The following is a 12,214-nucleotide window of genomic DNA, read 5'->3' as shown; positions in this document are numbered from 1 at the left end:
CATAATTATTTAAAATTGATAAAGTTTATGTAGATTTACTCAATAAATTAAACACCTAGAAAGCTTACTTCAATTTAGTTTTCTTTTTTTAAATAGCGTATGAATCATATTGTTTTACTAATTATAGTTGCTACGGTGGTGGTTTCGTTAAAAGGATTTAGCGATTCTAGCTTTATAGAAAAGTACAAATTTCAAATAAAAAGTATACTGGATGGCGAAAAAATTAGAATGGTTACTTCGGCATTTTTGCATGTAGATTATATGCATCTTTTTTTTAATATGTATGCTTTGTATTTGTTTGGTAATATAGTGGCTAATAATTTAGGAGCAGGTAATTTTTTAATTATTTATTTTGGTAGTCTGTTTACAGGAAGTTTATACGGATTATACTATCATAAAAAAGAACCTTATTATAGTGCTGTTGGAGCTTCGGGGGCGGTTACTGGTATAATTTATTCGGCAATCATGTTAAATCCAACTATGAAATTGATTATGTTGCCTATTCCTATTCCTATACCGGGTTATATTTTTGGTGTCGGTTATTTATTGTATTCTATCTACGGAATGAAAAACCAACTGGGTAACATTGGTCATTCTGCTCACTTAGGAGGTGCTATTGGTGGTTTTGCGTTGACCTTATTATTGTATCCTCAATTATTTGTGCAAAATAAAATGATGTTAATTTTGTTTGCTGTGCCAATAATAGGTTTGCTAATTTTTGGTGATAAGCTAAAAAAAGCATCTTAATGACTTTGTGTTTTTGTCACAATTACACTAAAACTCTTATCGAGCTATTTTAACATACTTTTTAGTTTAACTAATATAAACTATGTTAAAAACAAGAAAAAGACTTCTAAAGCCTTATTTTAAGTTTTTTTAAATAATAATTATTTATGAGAAAAAAAATAAAATTGTTTTTATTTATAAATGATAAAAATCAGTGACTATATCAAAAAAAAGTGTCATAACCTTTAAAAGTCGATTATTATGTGTTTACTCTATTGCTTTTAATTACTGTAAAACAAGTATTGCGTAGTGAATGAGAGCAATAGGTAAACCAAGAGAATAAATAAATGAAAATTGGTAAAAATATAAAAATAATGCATTGTGTATGGGATTTTTTTATTTTTTTTATATACTTTTGTTTGCGTAATTACCAGTTTTTCTTTACATTGGATTAATTATTAAAAAAAATTGTCAGAATAACGAATAAACTACATTTCTAAAAAAACAAAATTATGGGGGGCAAATATTATATCTTCGCTAAAAAGCAGAGACTTTCTTCGGTAGTTATTACATTTCTTCTTTTACTTAGTACTCAAAATTTTTTTGCTAATACAAATAGATTTAGCAAAACAATAAAAGGGTGTGATAATTCTGTGTATGTTGATAAAGATGTAAAAAACATACAAGGTTTATTAAAAGATAAACAGGTTAATCAAAATTTGTCTGTATTTCAGCTTTTTTCACATGGTAAGCCTGGTGAGTTATTGTTAGACGGTAAATGGCTCTCAGGAGATTCTCTTAGTCGTTTTATAACAAGTCTCATTTCGGGTAAAGACATTACGCATCTAAATATTTATGGGTGTGAGTTTGCCAAGGGAGAAAGAGGGAAACAAGCAGTTTTAACGTTAGAATCTGCATTAGGTATTTCTGTTTCAGCATCAGATGATATAACGGGTGTTGGTGGTGATTGGGATTTAGAAGTGGGTAAGTCAGTTAATGTTATAGCGCTTACCAATTATAAATATTCTTTACAGTACGGGAAAGAGATTACACCAGATATGTTTGCTGGAATTACTGGGCAGCAAACAGATTACTCTAATGGAACTTATGACGATATCAGTAGTCATTTAGGGTTGCCTTCGGGTAGTGTTAAAATTAAGTTAGTAGGGGTAGATACTAGGCAAATGACAACAGGAGCGCCGATAACTTGGTCTTTAATAGATGTAGGTGATAGAAAGTCTTCATTTTTTGTGCAGGTTGGTGCTGGTGCAAAGATAACTGTGGCACATGGTAGAAAAATTAACCCTGGAAAAACAGATTTTTTTCAGAGTGACAATAATCAAGAATATACCTTTTTAAATGGTACTTTGTCTTCAGGCTTAGTTTATGTGCATCCTAGCACGTATAAATGGGGAGTTGAAAACACGAATAGTGATTCCAACTTTAATAATCAAAATGATTATGTGTGGCAGTTAACTAATGTGTCTAATGCTATTAATTTTACAGTTTCTTCAACGGCTGATGGTACAAATTCTGGATTTAGAATTTGGATAGATCCTATGGATCCATGTGACCCTGATTCGCCAGGGTATCTTGATAGCGATGGTGACGGTATAGGAAATGCCTGTGATTCAGATGATGATAATGATGGAATTTTAGATTCAGATGAAACAGCTATTGTAGATTGTAAAGACATGGCTTATCCTCTCTTTGGGGCGGCACAAGGCCCTAATAGTGTCGACGGCTCTGACCCATTTAGTCCACAACTTGGAGACCAGTTTTTATATAAGAGTGTAATGCCTGGTGTTGATTGTATAATTACAATTACCAATATGTCTTCACCAAATATACAAATTAAAGAGATTGATTATACTGGTGCAGGGTATGATGAAGGATTTCAACCGTGGATAGACCATGACGCAACAAATAGTTATGTTGATTTCAATTTTAAATTTGTAGAGGCAGGAACAACTACACCTGCAGCTAAGATGAATTATTTTGTAACATCAGTAGATAATGATAATTATGAAACAATAAGTTATAGTAATAAAGTTGCTGAAACCTATACAGATGTGCCTACTGATGAAACTCCTTATAGCTCAGGAACCCCTTTTGAAAGAGGGTATGTAGGGAATGGCGTAAATACACCAGGTATAGATACAGGAACTATTAAAATACAAGCTTCAGGGTTTTATTATGGTACAAGTGAATTTGATATAAGGTTGGGGTCTACACAATATCCAGGCAACCCATCAAAACATTCAATAAATTTTAATCCATGTATTCCAGACGGTTGGGTAACTACACCTGAATATAATATCAAGCCAGATACCGATGGAGATGGCGTTCCTGATTATTTAGACCTAGACTCTGATAACGATGGTTGTCCAGATGCATTAGAGGGAACAAGAGATTATACTTACGCAGACTTAGATGGTAAGGGATCTATTGTTACTGGAGTAGTCGATGGTAATGGTGTTCCTAACGGAGGCTTGTCGCAAGGGGTCGGTACTTCAGTTGATTCGACTGTACAATCTGCCGAATGTGATTCGTGTAATGAAACAAGTAGTTTATTTAAAGATATAGATAAAGATGGGGTGGGAGATGATTGTGATTTAGATAATGACAATGATGGAATTTTAGATACTGATGAAGGTTATTGTGAAACATCAGAAGTGTTTAATTGGCCAGTTCCTAATACAAATGTTCCAGGTAACGGTTCTTATGCTTTTGGAGATGTTCAGGTTACTGCTACTCAACAAATTGATAATACATCTGATAGTAGTACTTATACAGCAACAGGTAGTAACGGAACCTTTACAGCTTGGAAGTTGGTTCATGATAATCAAAATCCAGATACACCTATAATTGCTACGCTTAATTTTAGTATCCCTATCGATTTATCTAGTTTTCAAATTGGTGATATTGATGGAGGAACATCTACCAATGCTGGGTATTTTAATAATGAACTTGTAACAGTTATAATTAAATTGTCTGATGGAACTTTGTATAATTTAAAGGAATCAGATGTAACTATGGGAAATACTGTTACGTATTTAGGAGGAAATCAATTTATGGGGGTTAGAGGTGGTTCTCCTCAGGAAGACCCAGGTACTATTTTAACCGTACACCCTAATTTAAAAAATGTTAAGTCTATTGAGGTTCAATATACAATGAAAAGTAAAACGGCATCGCAAGGTGGTTATATTGCCGTGTTTAATAATTTAACAAGATGTATATCACGAGATACCGATGGAGATGGTATGCCAGATTATCTTGATGCCGATTCAGATAATGATAATTGTCCTGATGCGATAGAAGGAACAAGAAATTATGATTATTCAGATTTAGATGGTAATTGGGCTATTGCTACAGGAACGGTAAATAGCAATGGTGTACCTAATGGGGGATTATCACAAGGAGTTGGTACTTCAGTTGATTCAACTGTACAATCACCTATTTGTAGTTCTTGTGATTCATCTAATCCGCAATATAACGATGTAGACGGTGATGGTGTTGGTGATGCCTGTGATTTAGATAACGATAATGATGGTATTTTAGATATAGATGAAAATGGAGGGTGTATGCCTAAAGATGCTGCGTATACATGTGATGAGTATATTTTTAATAATGATCCAAATTACATGGATGCTTCTTTTCACAGTGCATCCTATATGGGGGCAGATTGTCTGTACTATTTAGCAGGATCACAAGCTAATAGCGATAATACTGTGGCAACAACGGCAGTACAAGTTAATTCTACAAACTATCCTACATTGTCAGGAGATGTGTTGACTGTTACTACGGGAGGTAATAATGTAGGAGCCTTTGTTGTACTTACTACAGATGGTTTATATGTACATGGAGGTAGGTCGGAAATTGGATTTTTAGGCGGAGGAGTTTCAATGTTGAGTGTTAATATGCCGTTAGGCGTAACCCCATCTCAAGTTAGAGAATTAAATTCAGATATAGGGTCTACTTGGATTGTTACCAATACAGGAAGAGTATATATTTTATCTCGTTTTAAAGAAGCGTATGGTAGAGGGGCTTCTCCTACTCTAAACGAATGGGGGCAAGTGATGATAGATTCGAGTACGCCATTAACGGGTATATACAATTATTTTGACCATAATGGCTCTACGGCAATCGCTTATAATGAAGACAATAATACTTTCTATACATGGGGAGTACAATCAGTTATAGGTGATGGTACAGGGTTGACTAATAGAAATTACGCAACCCCTATGATTAATCCATTACCTGAGGGAGTAAGTGTAGTACAGGTTTCTATTGGTCAAGATATTTCTCATAGACCAAGTTATTATGTGTTAGGATCTAATGGATTAGTATATGTTTTAGGCGCTAATTATGGAGGAGAATTAGGTACAGGGGGAGCAACATTGCAAAATACATGGACTACTTTAAAAGATCCTACAGGAGCAAGTGATATGACAGATGTAACATTTATATCAGCCAATGAAAATGATAGAAATCGCTCTTTTTTAAATTTTATTACCTCTACAGGCTATTTATATGCCGTAGGAGATGGAGACGTTGGTTCAACTTCGGTAGCAGATACTTCTTTACCTAAATTGGCACTAGGAATTGATCAAGGTCATGTAATTTGGGTACACTCTGGAGGACATTTCTCAACAGCAATTCTAGATAATAATGATTTAATATATCATACAGGGCATAATCCAGGAGGAGCTTTTGCAGATGGAACAACGGCAAATAGAACTCAATATAGTGGTAACCCTGTAGTAGGTTTTGGCTTAAAACCAGCTGTTACATGTGAGATAGTTGATACCGATGAAGATGGTATACCAGATTACCTTGATTTAGATTCAGATAACGATGGTTGTCCAGACGCGTTAGAAGGTACAGGGAATTATAATTATTCAGATATAGATGCCAATGGGGTTATTATTTCAGGAACGGTAGATAACAATGGTGTTCCTAATGGAGGAGGGTCACAAGGAGTAGGTACGTCGAAAGATTCAAGTACGCAATCGCCTATTTGTAGTTCTTGTAATCCGTCTAATCCAGAATATAATGACGTTGATGGAGATGGTGTAAGTGATCCGTGTGACTTAGATGATGATAATGATGGTATTTTAGACTGTGTAGAGAATGGATTTACAGGGTCTGTTAGCGATTATTTTTACCTAAGAGGATCGGCTTCTGACGTAACAAACGATGAGATGATATTAACCCCAGATGCTCAATACCAATCTGGACAAGCATGGTCTAAAGGTAAAATTGATTTTGCAGAGAGCTTTACCATGACATTTAAAGCATACTTAGGTACTGATTCTGCAGGAGCTGATGGTATTGCTATTGTATTTCAAAATGAAGGAATTAATGCTACAGGAATTGATGGGCTTGGTATTGGAGCTAAAGGGATTAGTAATGGTTTAGCATTAGAATTAGATTCATATAATAATTCTCACGAATCTTCAGTAGATCCACCTCTTTATGAAGGTCATGGAACTATTTGGAGAACGGTAGATCAGACTAACTTAAGTACACCTGTTGATTTAGGGAATTTGGAAGATGGAACCTGGAAAAATGTTGTTATTAATTGGGATGCAGATACTCAAACCATTTCATATACAGTAGATGGTATTTTAGCAGGAGAACATACTTTTTCTTCAGGAGGTATTGCTACAGAAATATTTGGAGGAGAAACCAATGTTTATTTTGGATATACTGCATCAACTGGAAAATTCACAAATCTTCAAAAAATAAAATTTGAAGATCCTTGTATCGATTTACCTCTGTTAATCGATACGGATAATGATGGTACGCCAGATTATTTAGACCTAGACTCTGATAATGATGGTTGCCCCGATGCGATAGAGGGGACAGGAGGTTATACATATAGTGACGTGGATCAAAGTGGACAAATAGTAACAGGGGATGTAACTAGTTCAGGGGTACCGAATAATGGTTTAAGCCAAGGTGGAGGTACTGCTTATGATGATACCCAGCAGTCAGATGAATGTGACAAGTGTAATCCAAATAGTTCGGTGTGGGTTGATTCAGATGGTGATGGGATAGGTGATTTTTGTGATGTTGATGATGATAATGATGGAATTTTAGATACAGATGAACGCCCTGCTTGTAATTTTGGTCCGCGTAAGTTTACATCAGCTAAAATTATCGATGCAACACTATCATTTACTGCTTCTGCCGCTGCGAATATTATTGATAACAACCAAGGTACGTATATGGCTACAACTGCCGTTACAGGTTCTGAAAAGATTGATAGAATAGAGTTTTTAAATAATGAATATACTTGGAAGGTATCTAGAATTATTATTTATAATAATGGAGGAGATAATTTAACGGATTCTCAAGCGATAAAAATAATAGGAGCTATTGATTTTTATAATGGCTTAGGTGAATTGTTATATAGAGCACGTAATGTATTGGTGCCAAATGGAAGTGCACCGTTTTATTTAACCCTCCCCAATCCAGTACCAGATGTGCAAAAGGTGGTTTTTCGTGATGTAGAGGGTAGAAGTGGCGGTATAGCTATTAGAGATGTTATTTTTACCGCTTGTGCAGACGGATATGATACAGATAAAGATGGTATTCCTAATCATTTAGATTTAGATAGTGATAATGATGGCTGTCCTGATGCTATAGAAGGAACAGGAGGTTTTAAATTTAATCAATTAAATCAATCACTTCAATTAGATGGTTCAGTTACTGCCGATGGAAGACCCATTCTTGTAAATGCTTCAGGGCAAGGTGTTGGTTCTGCTTATACCGATACTGTACAATCTGATGAATGTGATATGTGTAATAAAGATAGTACGTTATGGGTTGATTCAGATAATGATGGTATTGGTGACGGAGCTTGTGGTGATTTAGATTCAGATAATGATGGTATTTTAAATTTAGATGAAGGTATGTGTGAGCCTTTTGATCTCGAATTTTCAAATGGTGATATTAGTGTTACAGAATCTGTGGCAGGTAAGTATCCAGATGTTAATTATGTTGGAGATGCAGCTGTAGCTAATATACCTTCTGAAGCTAAAACCGATCCGCTTGAGTTTATTAATGGGTATGATTCAAAAGGAGGAGCTTCATCTTTCCTATATAAGTTTCATACACCAAAAAATATTGTTGCCGATATAAATGGTGAAATTCAATTGTCTTTCTACATTTATGATAATATAAATAATAGTACAGGAAGTTACCGAATAAATGAACAGTTAGATTTTGATTTAAAAACTACAGATGGTGATATAATAAAAGGATATTATTCTATAACTGAAGATGAAGCTAATCTCCTTGATAGCGGTCAATGGATTAGAAAAGATGTTATATTTCAAACAGTACCAGGAAAATCGATTATGCTTGAGTCATTTTCAGGAACACTTGAGTTAAATACAGATGGGTATGGAACTTTGTCAGAAAGCTCTGAGCGATATGCTATTATCTTTTTACCAATGAAAACTTGTAGTTCACCAAGAGATACTGATGGCGATGGTACACCAGATTATCTTGATTTAGATTCTGATAATGATGGTTGTCCTGATGCTTTAGAGAGTCAAGATAATCCGTATTCTGCTGCCGATTTAAAAACAGATGGTAGTATTAATATCGCGGATTATCCAGTAGGTACAAGTGGGGCAGTTAAAGGGGTGCCCGCAAGTACAGCATATAAGGTGGGGACTTCTAGAGAAAATGTGGAGTATAACATTGCTCCGATAAGCGATCAAAACCCTGACTATAATGGTACAGTAATCTTTACAGCAAATGTTACAGGAACAAAAGTAACCGATTTTTCTACAGATCCATATACAACTACTCCTGTAGATGAATCAGAATATACCTATCAATGGTATAAAAGTACCGATGGAGGCACCATTTATACGATGTTAACTGGAGAAACCACCAAAACCTTAACAATTAGTAACGCAACACCTTCAAATGATGATGGCATATATAAGGTGGTAGTAAAACATCCTTCGAGTGGTTGTTCTGAAGAAGAAAGTGCTAAGTTAACAGTAGCCCCTTGTGAATTAGATAATACATTAACAGCAACACCTGTTTCACCGACTACTTGTAACCCAGCTAATGATGGTAAAATAGAAATTACCCAAGGAGGTATGCTAGCCAATACAGCTTACCAAGTAAGTTATGTTAAAGATGGTGGAGCTGTAACTACCGTATCACCAAACCCAACTACAGATGCTGCAGGAAAAATAACAATCACAGGTTTAGAATCAGGGGTATACTCTAGTATTACAGTTACTAAAGTAGGCGTGTCTTCGTGTTCTCAAACTATAACCGATTCGGTAACTATTAATGACTTTACATCTAATTTAACCGCCACAGCTACAACGTCAAGCCATCAAACAACAGTAGGTGGAACAGAGGGAGAGGTGACAGTTAATGCATCTGGAGGAGCAGGTTCGTATACTTATTTATGGAGTCCAGGAGGCGCGACTACTCAAACAGTTTCAAATTTAGCTCCAGGAACATATACCGTAACAGTAACAGATTCGAATAGATGTACAACAACAGCTGAAACCACTGTAAATGCCCTTAGTTGTACCATGACAGTAGCTATAGATTCTTCTACAAATATAGCGTGTAAAGGTTCTTCAACAGGAGCAATTAATATAACAGTAACTAATGGTTCTTCGCCATCGTATAAATGGACAGGGCCTGATGGATTTACTTCAGCAGTCGAAGATTTAAAAGATTTAAAAGCAGGTACTTATAAATTAACTGTAACGAACTCAAACGGATGTACTGTTTCTAAGTCGGTTACGCTAACCGAACCTGCCACAGCTTTAACCGCTACAGCTACAACGTCAAGCCATCAAACAACAGTAGGTGGAACAGAGGGAGAGGTGACAGTTAATGCATCAGGAGGAGCAGGTTCGTATACTTATTCATGGAGTCCAGGAGGTGCGACTACTCAAACAGTTTCAAATTTAGAACCAGGAACATATACCGTAACAGTAACAGATTCGAATAGATGTACAACAACAGCTGAAACCACTGTAAATGCCCTTAGTTGTACCATGACAGTAGCTATAGATTCTTCTACAAATATAGCGTGTAAAGGTTCTTCAACAGGAGCAATTAATATAACAGTAACTAATGGTTCTTCGCCATCGTATAAATGGACAGGGCCTGATGGATTTACTTCAGCAGTCGAAGATTTAAAAGATTTAAAAGCAGGTACTTATAAATTAACTGTAACGAACTCAAACGGATGTACTGTTTCTAAGTCGGTTACGCTAACCGAACCTTCAAAATTACAAGCTAGTATAGCTGAGTCCCCAGTAAAATGTAAGGGTGATGCTTCAGGAGCATTAGATTTAACAGTAAGTGGCGGTGTAGAGCCATATACCTATTCATGGACAGGTACTGGCGTAGTAGCAGACCAACAAAATCAAGAAGGTTTAACGGCAGGAACATATACAGTAACTGTAACAGATGTTAATAAATGTACTGTTAAGATTTCAAAAGAGGTGACAGAACCTGCAGAAGCGTTAGATTTAGAAGTTGATGCAACACCTGAAACTACTCAAGGAGCAAGCAATGGTACTTTAACAGCAACAGTAACTGGTGGTACTGGAAGTGTTTCTAACTATACATACAGTTGGACAAAAACAGCTCCAGAAACTAGTGTAGATATATATAATGTAGCGTCACCAACAGGAGTAGCTCCAGGAACATATGAGGTTACGGTAACTGATGAAAATAGTTGTACAGTTATGGGACAAGTAACTGTGTTACCAGCAAAAGCATGTATTGATTCTACAGTATTTGATTGGTCAAATTATACAACGTCCTCAGGAAAATGGGGCGAAGGCGATACGGCTAATTCTTACATACAAGATAATGTAAAAGTTGATTTTAATATTACTGGAGCACCTATGTATAATTCAGGAACAGTTCAATTGCCAGTGGTAGGTTCTTTTTATACAGGTAATCAATCTTCTAGTGATGATCAATTAGTATTATCATCATTAGCAAAAGATTTAGATGGTAGTTCTATTAAGGCAACAATTAACATTGAAGGAGCATTAACAGGAGATCCAATAAAAGGAGTGAGTTTCTATTTATTTGATATTGATGGTGAAAGTACATCAACAGCTAATATGAGTGAGGTTGTAACTGTTAATGGGTATTTGGATGGAGTTTTGGTAAATCCAATTTTATCAGGGTCTCATATTCATCATATTTCTCATAATACCGTAACTGCAGATCCTACTAGTGTATCAGTAGCAGGAGCTGATTCAGCGGATGGAGTAGTAGGAGTGTATTTTCCTTCAGCTATTGATTCAATACAAATTGAGTTCACAATTAAAAATACTGATACGACACCTTACTATGGAAATGGAACAAATCCTGGTTTTTCAATTTATGATATTTCATATTGTTCGCCAGAGTGTGTTTTACCTCTTTTAACTGTCGGCGATTCAATGTGTGATGATGCAACAGGTACCTATAGTGTTAATTTTATTACCAATGCTACAACTGTAACCGCAAATGCTGGAAATGTAGATATGACTGGAAAAACGATAACAGGTGTTCCTTTTGGCACGGATTTATTAATAAAGGCTGTTGATGGAGATTGTGCTACAGAGATAAATGTTTCAGCATTACAAGACTGTCCTACAGATTGTACTATTCCAGATTTAGAAGTAGGTCAAGCAATTTGTGATGGCACTGATGCAAATACCTTTACCTTTAAGTATACTGAAACTTCAGGGGCTGATATAAGTGTTACGAATGGAACAAATAATGGAGACGGAACTGTAAGTGGTACAATAGGTACCGATGTTATTATAAAAGCTAGTAATGGAGGTAATTGTATTTCTGAAATAACAGTTGAAAGTCCTAAAGATTGTAAAGACCCTTGTAGCGACCCTATGATTACCATTGGAGGTACAGTTTGTAAAGGAGATGGTATAGGTACATATGATGTTCATTTTGATGTAATACCAGGGGCTACTGTAATAGCTAATATGGGTACGGTAGATATGGCAAATGGTTTAATAAAAAATGTTTCTTCTGGTAATGATGTAACCTTAACTGTAAGCTATACTGGATGTGATAATCAAACAATAACGGTAACAGCACCAAATTGTCCTAATACAACAGATGCGATACCAGATATCAACAATACCTATGTAGATACTACAGTACAAGGAAATGTATTGACCAATGATGAAGATGAAGAAGGTAATACGCAAAAGGTAAATCTAGCAAATTCAGACTCAGCTTCAGCAGAAGGCGGTACAGTTGCTATTAATAAAGATGGTTCTTATTCGTACACCCCACCAGCAGGCTTTACCGGAACAGATACGTTTACTTATGAGATATGTGATGATGGTACGCCACAAGCCTGTGATACCAGTACGGTAACGATAGAAGTAATGCCATCACCGACCTCAACAACAGAAAATAACGATGTTGTAGCGAATGATGATACAGCAACCACAGAGGA

At 35.7% G+C, this 12,214-nt stretch carries 2 protein-coding genes; both read left to right on the top strand.

Annotated features, from left to right (window positions below):
• Positions 1-99: 99 nt before the first annotated feature.
• The gene (locus AB2B44_RS06005) at positions 100-747 is read left to right on the top strand and encodes a rhomboid family intramembrane serine protease (RefSeq protein WP_369048667.1); all 648 of its coding nucleotides are present in this window, start codon (positions 100-102) and stop codon (positions 745-747) included.
• Positions 748-1,238: 491 nt separating this feature from the next.
• Positions 1,239-12,214 (top strand): DUF4347 domain-containing protein (locus AB2B44_RS06000; RefSeq protein WP_369048666.1); only part of this gene is annotated, 10,976 nt, incomplete at its 3' end.

Origin of the sequence: Tenacibaculum sp. UWU-22, from assembly GCF_041021355.1 — a bacterium.
Taxonomy (GTDB): Bacteria; Bacteroidota; Bacteroidia; order Flavobacteriales; family Flavobacteriaceae; genus Polaribacter.
Note: the sequence above shows the minus strand (reverse complement) of the source record. Positions and strands in the feature narration are given on the sequence as shown.

What these genes read in the sequence shown, in the direction of transcription:
- AB2B44_RS06005 (WP_369048667.1), top strand. Translation starts at nt 100, where the DNA reads ATGAATCATATTGTTTTACTAATTATAGTTGCTACGGTGGTGGTTTCG.